6 protein-coding genes are annotated in these 17598 nt (G+C 61.7%); 5 read left to right on the top strand and 1 reads right to left on the bottom strand.

Annotation, left to right across the window (positions count from 1 at the left end; translation table 11 throughout):
• Positions 1 to 65: 65 nt before the first annotated feature.
• The 4 genes from ACYVRZ_RS05755 to ACYVRZ_RS05770 all read left to right on the top strand — a co-directional run bounded on the left by ACYVRZ_RS05755 (position 66) and on the right by ACYVRZ_RS05770 (position 5022).
• Positions 66 to 623, top strand: a complete 558-nt coding sequence (locus tag ACYVRZ_RS05755) for a DUF5067 domain-containing protein (protein ID WP_461225544.1) — start codon at positions 66 to 68, stop codon at positions 621 to 623.
• Complete coding sequence (locus ACYVRZ_RS05760; RefSeq protein ID WP_461225545.1) at positions 616 to 1374, top strand: class A sortase; 759 nt, start codon at positions 616 to 618, stop codon at positions 1372 to 1374. Before ACYVRZ_RS05755 ends, ACYVRZ_RS05760 begins: the two co-directional genes overlap by 8 nt.
• 247 nt (positions 1375 to 1621) lie before the next feature.
• The gene (locus ACYVRZ_RS05765; protein WP_461225546.1) at positions 1622 to 1909 is read left to right on the top strand and encodes a hypothetical protein; all 288 of its coding nucleotides are present in this window, start codon (positions 1622 to 1624) and stop codon (positions 1907 to 1909) included.
• Complete coding sequence (locus tag ACYVRZ_RS05770; protein WP_461225547.1) at positions 1906 to 5022, top strand: WxL domain-containing protein; 3117 nt, start codon at positions 1906 to 1908, stop codon at positions 5020 to 5022. Before ACYVRZ_RS05765 ends, ACYVRZ_RS05770 begins: the two co-directional genes overlap by 4 nt.
• Before the next feature lie 339 nt (positions 5023 to 5361).
• Here the strand turns inward: ACYVRZ_RS05770 and ACYVRZ_RS05775 are convergent, their stop codons facing one another.
• Entirely contained in the window at positions 5362 to 6330 is a 969-nt protein-coding gene (locus ACYVRZ_RS05775; protein WP_461225548.1) for a DUF916 and DUF3324 domain-containing protein, read from the bottom strand.
• Between the two features lie 366 nt (positions 6331 to 6696).
• Between ACYVRZ_RS05775 and ACYVRZ_RS05780 the strand changes: the two genes are divergently transcribed.
• Complete coding sequence (locus ACYVRZ_RS05780; protein WP_461225549.1) at positions 6697 to 17520, top strand: mucin-binding protein; 10824 nt, start codon at positions 6697 to 6699, stop codon at positions 17518 to 17520.
• Positions 17521 to 17598: the final 78 nt, after the last annotated feature.

Consider the following 17598-nt stretch of genomic DNA (forward strand, 5'->3'; position numbering starts at 1 on the left):
AAGAAGCGCCGGGCTGCCAAGGTCTTGGCGCTTCTTTTGGCCATAACAGGAGGGAGGGGCCGCTGATGCGAGCCTGGCGCTGGATCAATCGGATACTCGCCGCCGCGGTGGTGGTGCTGGCCGTCGTCGCCTTGGCGCGGCTGGGCTTCACCGCCTATGCGGCCCGGGCCATCCGGCCGCAGCACGTCGCGGTCGGCCAGACCACGACGGAGTCGGCCGCGGCCAGCGAGCCGCAGCTGGCGCTGTCCGGTCTGCGCTACCGCACCGGCCGCGACTTCCTGAACCGGCCGGCGCTGGTGGTGTCCTACCACCTGCGCAACCGCGGTGGGGCCGCCGCACTGCCGTCTTACGTGCTGGACAGCACCGTGACGTTTCTCCAGCAGACTCAGACGGGGCTGACCGGCGTGTTGGCCACCACGACGCTGGCGTCCGGGCAGCTGAGCATGCTCGCGCAGAACTACGCCGAGAATGCCGGCATTAAGCTCAAGGCCGGCGAGACGGTCAAGGTCATCGCCGCGTATCGGCTGGAGCGTCTGAACCTGCCGGTGACCGTGATGATTAACGGCCGCCAGGACCGCATCTTGCAGCCCTGGCGACTGAAGGCGGTGACGACCGATGAGTAAGAACAATCGCCGATCCAGCCCAAAACGTGCGGTCGTGACGCCGACCGGCTCGCAGAAGCCGCGGCGCCGCTGGTGGGTTCAGGCCCTGGCCTCGGTGCTGCTGACTGCCGGGCTGGCGCTTGCCACCTATGTGTTTCAAGACCAGCTGACCGCGGCGCTGATTCGGCGCAACCGCGTGACGGTGACCACCGCCTCGGTGACGCAAGCCAAGCACCAGACGACGACTACGACGCCGAGCTATGATTTTGCTCGCGTCAAGCCGCTGTCTCTGGCCGGCCTGAGCCAGACGGCGATGGCGCAACACGCCGTGGCCGCCGTCGGCAAGCTGGTCGTGCCGGATGTCGGCATGAACCTGCCGATTGCCCTGGGCGTCGGCGACAACGTGCTGGCCTTCGCCGCCGGAACGCTCACCGCCGACCAGGTGATGGGCCACAGCAACTACGCGCTGGCCGGCCACCACGTTCACACCGACGAGGCCTTGCTGTTCGGACCGCTGGTTCGCACCCGCGTCGGCACCCAGGTCTTCGTCACCGACATGACCCGCGTCTACGCCTACCAGATCTACGCGAGAACCTACATCCGCGCCACCCAGGTCGGGGTGTTGAATCCGACCAAGCAGCCGGAGCTGACCCTGGTCACCTGCGACGATGACGGCACCGGCCGCCTGGTCATCCAGACCCGGCTGATCGGTGAGACCACGGTGGCCAAGGCCCCACAAGCGCTGCAAAAGGCGATTGCGAAAAACGAGTGATTGGTGGCTGTCAATCTGGCAGAGCTGCGTTAGCAGTTGAGTCCGGCGGTCGCTTCACGGCCCCAACCAACGCCCCGACCCAACGGCCCCGCCCGACGACACTCGCCGGGATGTCCGACCACACGTCGGTCACCGGATGAACGACTCGAATGAACAGGATGCACAAAGCCTTTTTAGCAAAGCTGGCGGCAATTGCCGCCGGTGATGCGCTATGATTATCTTATACAAACCCACGGGAGGAATCGCCATGCGCAATCTTCATGCGAAAACTAAAAAGCCGCTGCGGCTCAGACTGATCACCCTGCTGGCCACCTTGATGGCCGTCGCAGGCAGCCTGGCCGGTGCGGTGCCAGTTGTGCTGACCGCCGCGGCGATTCCGGGCAGCATCCAGATGGACACGACGGACAAGACTAGCAACAGCTACGTGGCTGGGCAGACTGTCAATGTTAAGGTCGTTGACAGCGACGCCAGCGTCGGTCGCACGGTGACCTATGACCTCGGCGCTGCCAACTTAACGAGACGACCGACACCTTGAAGGCCGGACTGACCGCCTTCGACAGCACCATGACGACGCTGGATAACGCGAAACTCACGATGACGCTGTCAGGCAGCACGGTGACCGTGACTTACAAGACCAGTGGCACCGTGTCGTACGCGATTCGCGCGACGGCCGGGCATTTTGCCCAAAATGCCAGCAACAACAAGTCGACACTGGCGGCCTCGGTTGGCGGCGTCACCGCCGGTTCACTGAGCCTAAGCGAGGCCTACAGCATGGCGAACCCGACGCGGTCGGCGGATGGCTACCGGTTCATTCCGCGGTCGGTCGGTAACGACGTTGATGGAGCCCCGTACACACTTTCTGAATTTCCGCTTTTCTACTACACGCGAGGATGGCTCGACGGGACAATGCAGTATGCAACCTTGTACGATAACGCCTCCAGCAATTCAATGTCGCTGTTGAAATATACGATGGGCCTTGGATCGCTCAGCGGTGGTGGCGTGACGGCCGGCAACGGTGCGGTCCCGGCAGGATTCTTCACCGATTATTACAGTAACGTCGCTGGCGTACCAACGCTCGTACCGACGCTTTCCGGCATGATACCCTTCCAGAGTTCAACTTTGATCAGTTATAAGACCTCTGTGGGTGGGACCATTGGCAACACCGGGTCTTATGCGCGTCTAAACACCTCTCTTTTTAGTAAGAATTACTATATGCCTAACACGCCAGTCCTCCCGACTATCAGCTTGGATGGCTTAGGAATGCCTCTATGGAATAACACGAAGAGCTCGGCCAACAAGGGCCTCCAGCAGTACACGGTGGTCGGCAAGACCTTATACCTCAAGCTCTACCAGGTGAAGTCGCTGAACGTGATTGATTCGGTGAAGAATACGTCGGTTGCAAACGTCGACGCCGAGTTCGCCGACATGCAGGCTAAGACAACGGCTGGCGGTGACGCTGAAATTCAGCCTAAGGGTTACACCACGGGCTCCGCTTTTTACTGGGGGGTGGGGACCGGCGACGGCAACCAGCCGCTGTCGAGCCTGAGCTTCACCAACAGCGATCAGTACTACCTGCCAGGTGGTAAGTTCACTATCGGCTTGGATTCAACGACGGGCAAAATCACCTCGACTGCACCGACTGGTGTGACGAAAACGGTTGCCGCCAAGGCAGACTCGCGCCTTGAGACCCTGAACGTCTACGTGACGCCGCTAAGCAGCCTGACCGATGCCCAGAAAACCATGCAGATCAAGGCGGTCAACGCGGCCACCCCGACAGAAGTGGTGCCCGGGGAACAGTTCACGCTCAATGAGTTGAACAACACGACCGACGCCATGACCGGCGGCGACCAAACGACCGCCACCAGCACCGGTCTGGCCAGCTGGAGCGTTCCGAACACCTTGCTCGGGACCCAGACCCGGTATGTTTCCTTCAAGGCGACGGCGCCAAGCGGTTGGACCGCGCCGACCAAGACTTACTACGCCAAGTGGGAGCTGGGCAAGGGCTTCACCGGTGTCAGCGCCGTTGGGGCGACTGGCAGCTTCGATACCACTGTCGACAGTGTCTCGATTAGCAACGGTCAGCTGGTGGTCGGCAACACCAAGCAAGCGGCGGTGAAGACCTACACGATTGAAACGGAGTACTCCGTGTCAACGTCAGAGGCGATTGGGAATACGCCAACCTATAATGCTGGTAGCCTAAAGCATCTGGCCGGCGCCTCTGTTAAGTTATTAGGTATGGGCTCGACCAGCACCGGTAAAGCGCTGACTGTTCCGGCACAGGCCGATGGTATTCTTGACGTCACCGATGCTCAAATTGCTAGCCTATTTGGTACTACCGCTGGTGCCGTTGCGGCCGGAACGACATACGATGTACGCATGACCGTGGACGGGCAAAAGGCGAAATATGCTAATCCAACTGACCCGACTGAGGCCGGTATGGTTGGCTTTACCAACCCGTTACCACGAACGGTTAAGTTTACATTTGGCGGCAGTAAGCCAGGATTTTCGACCTACAAGACGACAACTAGCACTGACCCTTACAAAATCGAAGACTATCGGTACCTCGATGCCAGCAACTCTAGTTACGTGAGTGTTCCCGACGGGGGATTGGCCGTTGTTTTTCGGCGTGAAACTTTGATCATTCAGGGGCACACGCTTGATGATCAAACAGTCGGTCTGCCAGGGGCTCAGTTGCAGTTGACGTTTTATTCAGACGCGGCCCGGACCAAACCGATTGGCCAGGCCCTTGTGACAAGTGATGCGGCCAATGGCGAAATTGTTTTACCAGATCCCGATACGTTACTTGGTGGTAACGGAAAAATTGTGCCATTCACGGAGTATTACGTTCGGTTGACGCAACCACAGGCATTCACTGGGTACAGTGGCTTGGCAGGACAAGTTGATTTCGAATACGGACCATTTTTCTCCTACAAGATGTCTGCAAACAGCTACGAAAAGCCTTCGAATCCAACAGTTGTAAATGGCAATATTGTGATGAACTTTGACAGCACGGATGGTTCCGTTACTAACAGTTCCCAGATGTACGTCGGGTCCAGCATTACGGTCACCCTCCAGCAGGAGCTCCAGACGGTGCCGACCCTGACCACGCACCCGACGGACCTGAACTTCGGGCAGACCGTCATGGTGCCTTACGCGCAGCGCCAGGCCCTGAAAACCGGCGCGACCAAGCTCGCCGGCTGGAACGGCACCACGCCGCCGACCGTGCTGGCCACGAACCTGCCGACGGATCTCAGTGCGACCAGCGGCAGCGGCGTTCTCGCCGCCACCGTCGAGGCACCGACCGCCGGCGGCTGGCGGCTGAGCGTCACCGGCAACACGATGAAGCCCGAGGCGACCAGCGGGGACCTGACCGGCGCCGACATCAGCCTCGGGGCCGTGACGACCTACCTGGGTGACGCGACCAGCGCCGGCGCTAAGGTCGCCGGCCTGTCCGGCACCGCCAACCAAACCGTGCCGCTGGACGGCACCAAGCAGACGCTGGTGGAGAACCTCGCGGGTGCGGCCGGCACCTACCGGATGCTCTGGGACGCCAAGAACGTGTTCCTGAACCTCCCGGCCAACGCCGGTACCAGCAACGGCGACAACTACGCGGCCGACATGACCTGGCAGGTCGAAGTCGCGCCGTGATCGGCAATCAAAACGGCACCTCTCGAGAATTAGTCGAGAGGTGCCGTTTTTGCGTCTTGTGAACGTTCTGGGTGGTCGCTCACAAGGCGGCTTCATTCAGGCCGTTCATATTGTGAACCGCCCCTCACTCGGAACCCGAGCGGACGACAAAGTGGTTGGGATTCGCGCGGATCTGGCCACCTCGCCCGAAGCAATCCGGTGAGCCGCAAGTACCGGCCGCAAGCGATTACGCCGGCTCGACTCGGCGGCCCTGAAGCAACCGAGCAAGCCGCGGCTCTCGGTAGTGAGCGACAACCGGTCGTGGCTAGTTCCTCCCACACAATCGGTCGCGGCCGGCCGCTACCGGTTGCTCAGCAGGTAGAACACACCAAGCGCCAGTCCCGCCAGCACGATAATCAGGCCGGCGACCAGCCACGGCGCCAAGGGGATGCCCCGGTGCGTCGCGGGTTGGGTGCTGCTGGTCGCAGCCTGAGTGACCGCCGCCTTGACGCTGAACTGGCGGGTGAAGTGCCAGGTTTTGGCGCCGGCCTTGGCCGTGATGGCGGCCTCGTAGCGTCCGGCCGCCAGTGTCGTTGGGGTCAGCACCACCGGGAAGGCGAAGACGCTGTTGGGTGCCATGCGCAAGCCGCTGGCCTGGCGGTGAAGGACCACCTTGGTCGCGCCGACCCGGGTGACCGCCGCCTTGACACTCAGGTCGTTGACGATGGTTGCCGCGGTGTTTTCGAGCTTGGCGGCGACGGTCACACCGCTGCCGCTGGCGGTGGCTGCGACCTGGTTCAGCCGCAGCTTGGCCGCCGGCAGCGACTTGGTCTGGCGCAACTGCAGACCGATCACGTAGGCGACCTGGCCGGCGTCGGCGCCATCGGCCTGCTGGACCCGAATACCGCCCAGCAGAATGCCGGTGAAAGGCGTCTGCGGGACGGTCAGCCGCAGCGCCACGGTGGCGACCTTGTGCGGCGCGACGGTGACGGTGTGAACCGCCGGCAGCAGCGTCTCAATGTTGACGGCCAGTGACTTGGCCGCCGGCAAGTCGTGCCTGGTGTAATCGATCACACCGGTGGCGCTGGTGGCGGCGCGGTTGACGGCGACCTGGTAGCGGTGCGACGCCGCGGTTTGGTTTTGCACCTTGATGTGCAGCGTCTGCTCGCTGCCCGGCGTCACCCGCAGGTCGAGGTAGCCGCTTGCCCGGTCGATCTGGTTGCTGGGAAAAACCGGCGCCACCGCGAAGGTCGCGGCCTTAGCCGTGGCGACCGGCCACAGCAGCACCGCTGCGGCAAGCAGGAACAAAAAACTGGCCAATCGTTTCATAAAAAGCGTCTCCTTTGACTTTGGTTCCAGTTTACCAGTCTGGCCGGCGAGTTGCGACGGCAAGGTGATGATTCCCATAATCAGGTGCCGGTGCGACGCCCGGTCGGCTTTTGAAAGACTGAGTTGCGAAAAACGGATTGTCCCCGGTCGCGGTCGCAGAATTGTGCCTTACGGTGTTATTCTAACGCTAATGCACCGGCCTCCGTCGCGGCCCGGCAACCCGCGATGACGCTGATCCAGAATATGTGCATTATATTTCAATAATCATCTTGAAAAATGAGCGAAATCAACTAAACTGGACCTATAAAGTTCATTAACTGGGGGAACAGTTTTTCGGGAGTGTGACCAATCTGAGGAGTGGGTCACATGCAACGAAATGAACAACGTGCTAAATTAGCTCGGGCGACGTACCAGGAAAAACGTCACTACAAGATGTTCAAATCTGGTAAGGCCTGGGCAGTCATGGGCATCTCTCTGTTCTTTGCAGGGAGCCTTAGCTTCGTGCGGCCGGCCAGCCCGGTCCACGCTGCTGAGACCACTGCGGTTCAGACGGCGACGCCCCAGGTCACCATCCAGAATCTGACAGGCACCAGCGCGACCGGCAACGTCTTCGACGTCACCCTGGCCGCTGGCTTGGTGGCCCCGGACTGGACAGCTGAAGATTTCCAGACCACTGCGGTTGCAGGCCAGGACGGCCAGTACACCGCCACTTTGAGTACCCAGGGCCTGGCTGCCTTGCAGGCGGCCAACCCGGCCCAAAAGCTGGCGGCTAGCGACGTGAAGGCCGGAACGCTGACGGTGGCACAGCCGAGCGATACGCAGTCGGGTGCTGACAACGGCGTTAAGGCTACGGCCACCGGTGCCGTGACCGGGCAGACTGTGGCCGACCGGACCGTCGCAACCGCCGCCCAAGGGGTGACCGCCGCAAGCACGACCGCGGTCAAGACTGCCGGCACAAGTGAAGCAACAGGTTCAACCGAGGCGACGCCAAGCGTTGCGCCGGTCGATTCGCGTGACGCGACGGAGACGACTGATGCGGCCGGTATCGCGACCACTGGTGCGGCCAGCGGTGTGAGTGCGACCAGCACGGATGCAACCGCTGACATTGCCGAATCCGGCAATGCGGCCGACGGTAGTGCCGAGGACGCGGCCTCAACCGAGCAGGAGACCTCTCAAGAAGCGACCGCGACCAAGCGTTCGGCTCAAAGCGTCGCATCTGAGCCGGCTCAGACGGCGGCCGCACCGACCGGGACCACGCCGTCGAACGCCTCGACGGCGAAGCTGACGCCTTCCGCCACAGAAGTTGGCTACCAGTCCGGGCAGACTGAGTTCCACTTCACCGTTGATATGAGCGTCAAGCAGGGCGACGTGGTCACCGTCACGCTGCCAGCCGACACGGGGGTCTTCCTGTACAACCGAATCGCAGATTTCCAGTCCCCTGATATCGGTAGTACGAACGCTGTCAAAAATGCGGACGGCAGCCGGACTGTTACCACGACGTTCAAGCAGGGCGGGACCTTCCAACAGATCATTTATTACGATCTGCGGGGCAATTACACGGGTCAGGAGAAGCCGGCCGACTTTGTTGGTGTCCGTCATTACACCGCTACCGTTGACGTTAACGGAGTGCAGACCGGCGAAGCCAGCTGGACCGCCACGGCCACACCGACGGCCGACGTGAAGTCGCCGACCCGAATTCACCCGGGAACGAATATCGATAAAATTCTCCCGAACGTGGACTATGTCTGGGAGCTTGCGATTAACGAAGACGATGGGGTCTTCGATGACTCGAATGATTCGAAACGGGTCAACTCCGCGGTCAACCACGGTACCGTCATCACCGTGCCGACCCCGGCTGGTTTTGTTCTGAACGCTGATTTAACGGCAGCGGTCAACGCCTTTGATGACGGCACGACCATCACCCAGGCCGGCGGCGCAGGCAGTGATGTGATTATCACTGTGCCGAAGGGTGCTGGGGGCCAGAACTTCCAAGGTCAAGCACCTTACCGGATTGCCGGGCAGTTTGATTTGACGCAGACGACCGATGATCAGACCCTGACGGCGGCCGGTCCCGTGGTCATGGTGCAGCAGGTTGATTCGGCAGGGACCAAGTGGACCTTCACGGGTGCGACCTGGACGGATACGCTACTGGGTACCGCTGCTGGGGATCAAAGCGCTGTTGCTGAGTACGATGGCAAAGGTAACTCCAGCAGCAACGAGGCAAAGCTGGTTCTGGACGCCGATCCGACCAATGACCCAGCCTCTTTGTTCAGACTGGCTGCTACCTATGACGGTGCGGCACCGACGACGGACGCCACCATCACCATCACCGTTCCGGATGGCATGAACGTCAACAAGATCCAGACCCCGGCAGGCACGGCGACTTACAATTGGTACATGCCGGGAACTAAGAGCTACGGTTATGTCCTGACGTTGGCCGATGGCTCTACCGAGACCGGCACGGTTGCGGCTGGTGAGACGATTACCAGCACGGGCACAATTCGCACCGCTGTGTTGACGCCCGACTACCTGGTACCTGGGGCTCAGACTGACTTTTTCACGGCCTACGGGCACCTGTCGGCCACCTATGATAACGGTGACGCGGTACAAGTTGGCGCTCAACTGATCCCGACCATTACCTTGGATGCGCCTGGCATCGACGACGCAAGCAATAAGCCCGGGCAGTTTACCGAGACGGTGGTTGAGCCGACCGGTTGGATTCACGTGATTGGGTATGGTTCACGGCCGAGTGATCCCGGGACGAACACGCCGGGACAGGGGCAGGGCAGCAAGATGTACGTATCCTTGGCCGGCAATAGTGGCCAGACCACGGATCTGATTTACGAACCGATTTTTTACTTCGTGGTGCCGAGTGCCTTTGTCGTTGACGAGGTGGACTACGCACAGGATGCCAAGATTACGACGACGGAAATTGAGGGCGGCAGCACGGTGGTGAAGGTCGACTTCACCGGGACCGGTGAATCGGTCAACACGGCCACGATGACTGAGTATAATTTGCAGGTGGTCATGCACAACGCGCCGGATGCGATGGCTGGCGACTATCATTTGCGGGCTTACGTCACTACGCCGAACACCCCGATTATGCAGGACACCAAGGTGACGAACCTGGCTGAGACGCTGGGTGACGCGGATGCCATCGAAGTTGATGCGGATGGCCTCGATTGGAAAATCGAAACCATCGAAGGCACGTACGAGTCCAGCGTCGCGCAGGGGGATGACCTGTCGCCGACCGACGCGGCGACCATCGATAAGAACAGCACCAACCCGATGACCTTCTACACCGCCGTGTTGAACACGGCCGGCCAGGGCATCACGGATGCCGCGGTCGCGGTTAATCTGCCCGAGGTCGGCGACGACCAGGGCTCGACTTACACGTTCCAGCTCACCGGTTCCGTGCAGCTGCCCGATGCGCTGACCCTGCAGGACGGTTCTACCGTTCCGCTGACCGGCGCCAAGGTGCTGTACTCGACCAGTCGCTCAACGCTGAGTGGCACCACGCCGGACCTGACGGGGTACGTTGAGGCCGATGGCGTCACCAACTGGGCTGCGATTCGCTCGCTGATCATCGTGCTCGGCGACCTGCCACAGGCTTCGACCACCGGCCGTATCGCCATTGTCGGCACGGTCGCTGACATGAAGAATCAGGCACTCACCATCGGCTACATCTCGACGGCCCTTTACACGGCCGGCAACACGGTTTCGGTTTACGACAAGGCCGCAAGCCTCGCCATCACCGGCGAATCGACCATCTATGCCCGGGCGCATTACGTCGACGCCGAGGGCAAAGACCAGTACGTCGCGCTGACGAACTTGGATAAAACGTTCAAGGACAAGGTCGACACGCTGGACAACGACGACTTCCCGGCCACGCTGTCGGCCGCTGACCTCGCGCTTTTGCCGGAAGGCTACGTGCTGCGAGCCAACTCGCTGCACCTAGTCGACGGCGAAGACGACGGCGTTGCCGCATTCGGCCAGACCGTTGTTGATAACTTCGACGGCGACTTCGCCCAGTACGAGCTGGATCAAGAAGCTTCTTTGGCTGTGACCTACGTGGATGACACCACGGGGGATACGGTCTCAACCGTTCCTGAGGCGGCCTCCGGCATCGTTGGCCAATCCGGTACCTACACGACCGTTGTGCCGAGCGGCTACGTTTTGGCCAAGGGTCAAGCCAGCACGGTCGCCTACACCCTCACCGCGGATGATTCGGACAACCTGACGATCCACCTGATTCACGCCACCACGACTGATACGCTGCAAACCACCCGCACCATCGACTTCACCGTCGCGAACGACCCGACGCTCGCGCCGGCAACGGTCACACAGACGGCGACCTGGAACGTGGTCACGGACAACCAGACCGGAGTCACGACTTACACGCTGGGCACACCTTACGCGGCTTACACCGCGCCGGAGGTCAAGGGTTACAAGATTGATGGCAACAAGACGCTGGCCGGTGGTGTGGCCGGCGAGTCGACGACGACCAAGCCAGAGAACACCCAGGCTGTGTTCAACTATGTTCCCGACACCGTGACGGTCCTCATCAAGTACGTCGACGACGACGAAAACGGCGCCCAGATTGGTGACACCGAAACCGTGACCGGCCTTAACGGCGAGACGACACAGGTTGTGGCAAAATGGCACGATGGCTATTACTTTGCCCCGGGCACGTACGACGTCAACAACGTGAAGCTGACACCAACCCCTGGCGTCGTTCTGTTTCACCTGAAGCACGTCATCACCCACGGCACGGCGACGACGACCCGCACCATCACCTACAAGGGTGCGGGGACGAAGACGCCAGCACCAGTCGCCCAGGTTGTGACCTGGAACACCTCGACCGACTTGGTGACCAAGGAAACCGTCGCGACGGCCCAGGATGGCTACGCGGCGGTTGAGACGCCGACCATCGCCGGTTACACAGTCGACAAGGCCAGCGTCGACGCGGCCACACTGGCGCCGACGACGATTGACGCGTTGAAGAATACTGACGTGACGGTGACCTACTCGGCCGGCACTCAGGCAATCAACGTCAAGTACGTCGATGACGCCAAAAACGGCGCTCAGGTCGGCGAAATCGAAACGCTGAGTGGCAACACCGACACCACGGCCGACTGGACGGCGACTGTGCCGACCAACTATGTTCTGGCTGATGGCCAGGCCGCCAGCGGCACGGTGACCTTCGAGCCGGGGACCGGCGATGTAATCATCCACCTGACCCACGGTATCACCCACGGCACGGCGACGACGACCCGGACCATCACCTACAAGGGTGCGGGGACGAAGACGCCAGCGCCAGTTGCCCAGATTGTGACCTGGAACACCTCGACCGACAACGTGACGAGCCAAACCGTTGCGACGGCGCAAGATGGTTATGCGGCAGTTGTGACCCCGACCATCGCCGGTTACACACCGGATGCGAAGAGTGTCGACGCGGCTACGCTGGCCCCGACGACGGTTGACGCGTTGAAAGACACCGCGGTGACGGTGACCTACTCGGCCGGCACTCAGGCAATCAACGTCAAGTACGTCGATGACGCCAAAAATGGCGCTCAGGTCGGCGAAATCACAACGTTGAGTGGCAACACCGACACCACGGCCGGCTGGACGGCTACGGTTCCGGAAGGCTATGTACTGGCTGACGGCCAGGCCGCCAGCGGCACGGTGACCTTCGCGGCGCAAAACGCCGACGTGATCATCCATCTGACACACGCCATCACCCACGGCACGACGACGACGACCCGGACCATCACCTACACCGGTGCTGGCACCAAGACGCCGGCGTCAGTTGCGCAAGTTGTGACCTGGAACACGTCGACCGACAACGTGACAGGCGAGACGGTCGCGACGGCCCAGGACGGCTACGCGGCGGTTGAGACGCCGACCATCGCCGGCTACACAGCCGATTTGGCCAGCGTCGACGCGGCCACACTGGCGCCGACGACGATTGACGCGTTGAAAGACACCGACGTGACGGTGACCTACACCGCCGACCCGCAACAGGCCACGGTTCGTTTTATCGATGATGTCACCGGTAAGCAGGTCGGCACGGATGCCACTTTGAGCGGTGCCACTGATGCGACGGTAACCTGGACCGCGGATGGCACCGAGATGACCGCGGCTCACACGGGCTGGCTGGATTGGCAGATGCTGGGGTACAAGCTGGCTGACGGCCAGGCCGCAAGCGGCGATTACACCTTCGCTGTCACCGGTAACGCACCGCTCGAGATCCACCTGACCCATGCCCAAACCGTGGTACCGGCCGCCGTCACAACGACTTACACCGTGGTTTACCAAGCCGACAATGGCAAGGACCTCGGCCTCGCCCCGAAGACCCAGACCGTGGCTTGGCAGGCGACCACCGATAATGTGACCCATGTCACGACCTACACGCCGGACAAAACGGCGCTGGATTTGGTGACTTCACCGAGCGTCACGGGCTACACCGCGGATGCGGCGACCGCTTTTGGCATGGCACTGACCAGCACCACGACCAAGCCAATTGACGTTACCACCACGGTGACCTACTCCGGCACTACGCAGTTCGCGCAGTTCCTGTACATCGATGATTCGGCCACCACGAACGGGCACCTGGTGATTGTGAACCGCGATCAGCGCAGCGGCGCTACCGCGACGACTGGCACCTACCACGTGACCGTGCCGGCCGGCTACCTGCTGGCGGCCGGTCAGGGCGACACGGTTGCCTACGAGATTCCGGCCAGCGATTTCAGTATTTACCAGATCCACCTGGTTCACCAGGTTACGCACGGCACGGCGACGACCAAGCGGACCATCACCTATGTGGGTGGTGGCGCCGCAACGCCGAAGCCGGTCGTTCAAAATGTGACCTGGAACACCTCGACCGATAACGTGACGGGCCAAACCGTTGCGACGGCCCAGGATGGTTACACGGCGGTTGTGACCCCGACCATCGCCGGCTACACACCGGATGCGAAAAGTGTCGACGCGGCTGCACTGGCGCCGACGACGGTTGACGCGTTGAAGGACACCGCAGTGACGGTGACCTACAAGGCCGATACCCAAACGGTCAACGTGAAGTACGTTGATGACGCGAACAACGGAGCTCAGGTCGGGGACATCGACACCCTGAGCGGTGCGACCGATACCAAGGCAGACTGGACGGCAGAAGTGCCAACCGGGTACGTTTTGGCCGATGGTCAAGCGGCAAGTGGTTCGGTAACCTTCGAACCAGACGCCGACGACGTGATCATTCACCTGACCCACGGCATCACCCACGGCACGGCGACGACAACTCGGACCATCACCTACACCGGTGCTGGCACCAAGACGCCAGCGCCAGTTGCCCAGGTTGTGACTTGGAACACGTCGACCGACAACGTGACGGGCCAAACCGTTGCGACGGCCCAGGATGGTTATGCGGCGGTTGTTACCCCGATCATCGCCGGTTACACACCGGATGCGAAGGGTGTCGACGCGGCTACGCTGGCCCCGACGACGGTTGACGCGTTGAAGGACACCGCAGTGGCGGTGACCTACAAGGCCGATACCCAGACAATCAACGTGAAGTACGTCGACGACGCGAACGGTGAGTCTCAGGTCGGCGACACCGAAATGCTGAGTGGTAAGACCGACACCACCGGTAACTGGACGGCTACGGTTCCGGAAGGCTACGTTCTGGCTGACGGCCAGGCCGCAAGCGGTACGGTAACCTTCGAACCAGACGCCGACGACGTGATCATTCACCTGACCCACGGCATCACCCACGGCACGGCGACGACGACCCGGACCATCACCTACAAGGGTGCTGGAACGAAGACGCCAGCGTCAGTTGCCCAGGTTGTGACCTGGAACACCTCGACTGACAACGTGACGGGCCAAACCGTTGCGACGGCCCAGGATGGTTATGCGGCGGCTGTTACCCCGACCATCGCCGGTTACACACCGGACCTGGCCAACGTTGACGGCGCCACACTTGCACCGACAACGGTTGACGCCCTGAAGGACACCACAGTGACGATGACCTACAAGGCCGATACCCAAACAATCAACGTGAAATACGTAGACGACGCGAACGGCGAGTCTCAGGTCGGGGACACCGACACCCTGAGTGGTCCGACCGACACCAAGGCAGACTGGACGGCAGAAGTGCCGACCGGGTACGTTTTGGCCGATGGTCAAGCTGCCAGCGGCACGGTAACTTTCGCGGCAACAAACGATGATGTGATCATTCACCTGACCCACGGCATCACCCACGGCACGGCGACGACGACCCGGACCATCACCTACACCGGTGCTGGCACCAAGACGCCAGCGCCAGTTGCCCAGGTTGTAACCTGGAACACCTCGACCGACAACGTGACGGGCCAAACCGTTGCGACGGCCCAGGATGGCTATGCGGCAGTTGTGACCCCGACCATCGCCGGCTACACACCGGATGCAAAGAGTGTCGACGCGGCAACTTTGGCGCCGACAACGGTTGACGCCCTGAAGGACACCGCAGTGACGGTGACCTACAAGGCCGATACCCAAACGATCAACGTGAAGTACGTCGACGACGCGAACAACGAGGCCCAGGTCGGGGACACTGACACCCTGAGTGGTCCGACCGACACCAAGGCAGACTGGACGGCAGAAGTGCCGACCGGGTACGTTTTGGCCGATGGTCAAGCTGCCAGCGGCACGGTAACTTTCGCGGCAACAAACGATGATGTGATCATCCACCTGACCCATGGCATCACCCACGGCACGGCGACGACAACTCGGACCATCACCTACACCGGTGCTGGCACCAAGACGCCAGCGCCAGTTGCGCAAGTTGTGACCTGGAACACCTCGACCGACAACGTGACGGGTCAAACCGTTGCGACGGCCCAGGACGGTTACGCCGCAGTTGTCACCCCGACCATCGCCGGCTACACACCGGATGCAAAGAGTGTCGACGCGGCAACTTTGGCGCCGACAACGGTTGATGCCCTGAAGGACACCGCAGTGACGGTGACCTACAAGGCCGATACCCAGACGGTCAACGTGAAGTACGTCGACGACGCGAACGGCGAGTTCCAGGTCGGCGACACCGAAACGCTGAGTGGTCCGACCGACACCGAGGCAGACTGGACGGCAGAAGTGCCAACTGGGTACGTTTTGGCCGATGGTCAAGCGGCAAGTGGTTCGGTAACCTTCGAACCAGGCGCTGATGACGTGATCATTCACCTGACCCACGCGGTCACCCATGGCACGGCGACGACGACCCGCACCATCACCTACGTGGTGAATGGTGCGGCGACCGCCCCGGCACCGGTGACACAGACGGTTGATTGGCTGACGACCACTGACGCTGTGACGGGTCAAACCGTTGCGACGGCGCAAGGCGCCTACGCCGGCGTTACCAGTCCGACGATTGCGGGTTACACTCCGGATCAGACGACGGTGGCCCAGCTGGCTCCAGCTCCGACCGCGACACCGAGCGACACTGCGGTCACGGTGACTTACACCGGTGATCAGCAGAAGGCGCAAATCATTTTCTCCACGCCAAGCATTGTGACGCTGGCCGTCGTGAACGCAACCGGCGCCTCCGATTCGGCGGTTCCGGATGCCGAGTGGTCGACGCTGCTCGCGGCGTTCATCGCCAGCGGCTACCAAGTCCAGAAAAACGAGGCGGCCGGCGCAACGTTCGATCACGACGACGCGGTTGAGCAGCGCTTCGACATTGTCCTGATCCGTCCGGACACCAACCCAGGTGGTGGTGACACGACGAACCCAGGTGGTGGTGACACGACGAACCCAGGTGGTGGTGACACGACGAACCCAGGTGGCGGTGATACCACAAATCCTGGTGGTGGTGACACGACGAACCCAGGCGGTGGCGATACCACAAATCCTGGTGGTGGTGACACGACGAACCCAGGTGGCGGTGATACCACAAATCCTGGTGGTGGCGACACGACGAACCCAGGCGGTGGCGATACTACTAACCCAGGCGGTGGTGACACGACGAACCCAGGCGGTGGCGATACCACGAACCCAGGTGGCGGCGACACGACGAACCCAGGCGGTGGTGACACGACGAACCCAGGCGGTGGTGATACCACTAACCCAGGCGGTGGTGACACGACGAACCCAGGTGGCGGCGACACGACGAACCCAGGTGGCGGTGATACCACCAATCCTGGTGGTGGCGACACGACGAACCCAGGCGGTGGTGACACGACGAACCCAGGCGGCGGTGATACGACGAACCCAGGTGGTGGCGACACGACGAACCCAGGCGGTGGCGATACCACGAACCCAGGTGGCGGTGATACGACGAACCCAGGCGGTGGCGACACGACCAATCCTGGTGGCGGTGATACCACGAACCCAGGTGGCGGTGATACCACGAACCCAGGCGGCGGCGATACCACCAATCCTGGTGGTGGCGATACGACGAACCCAGGCGGCGGCGATACCACCAATCCTGGTGGTGGCGACACGACGAACCCAGGCGGTGGCGATACGACGAACCCAGGCGGCGACACGACCAATCCTGGTGGCGGCGACACGACCAATCCTGGTGGTGGCGATACGACCAACCCAGGCGGTGGCGACACGACCAATCCTGGTGGTGGTGATACGACGAACCCAGGCGGTGGTGATACGACGAACCCAGGTGGTGGCGATACGACCAATCCTGGTGGTGGTGATACGACGAACCCAGGCGGTGGCGATACCACGAACCCAGGTGGTGGCGATACGACGAACCCAGGTGGTGGCGATACGACGAACCCAGGTGGTGGCGATACCACGAACCCAGGTGGTGGCGATACCACAAACCCAGGCGGTGGTGATACGACGAACCCAGGCGGTGGTGATACGACGAACCCAGGCGGTGGTGATACGACGAACCCAGGCGGTGGCGATACCACGAACCCAGGTGGTGGCGATACGACCAATCCTGGCGGCGACGACACGACGACTACCCCTGGCAAGGGGACGGCGACGACGCCGACGACCGATGTCACGGCGCCGCACCTGCCGATTACCGGCGGAAGTGACGACACCACGCCGACCGCGGCGCTGACCACCGCGACAACGGGCAAAAACCTGCCGCAAACGGGCGAGCAGCGCAACACCGGCCTGGTCGCACTCGGTTTAGCGATGATGAGCGGCCTGCTGGCTCTGGCCGGCAAGCGGCGGCGCAAGCAGGACTGACGGCCAATCGCCTGAAGGGGTGAGTGGCGCAAGCTAGCACATGTTACAACTCACGCCCTGCGGCTGGCTGACAAGGCA

It is taken from the genome of Lacticaseibacillus suihuaensis (assembly GCF_054785075.1).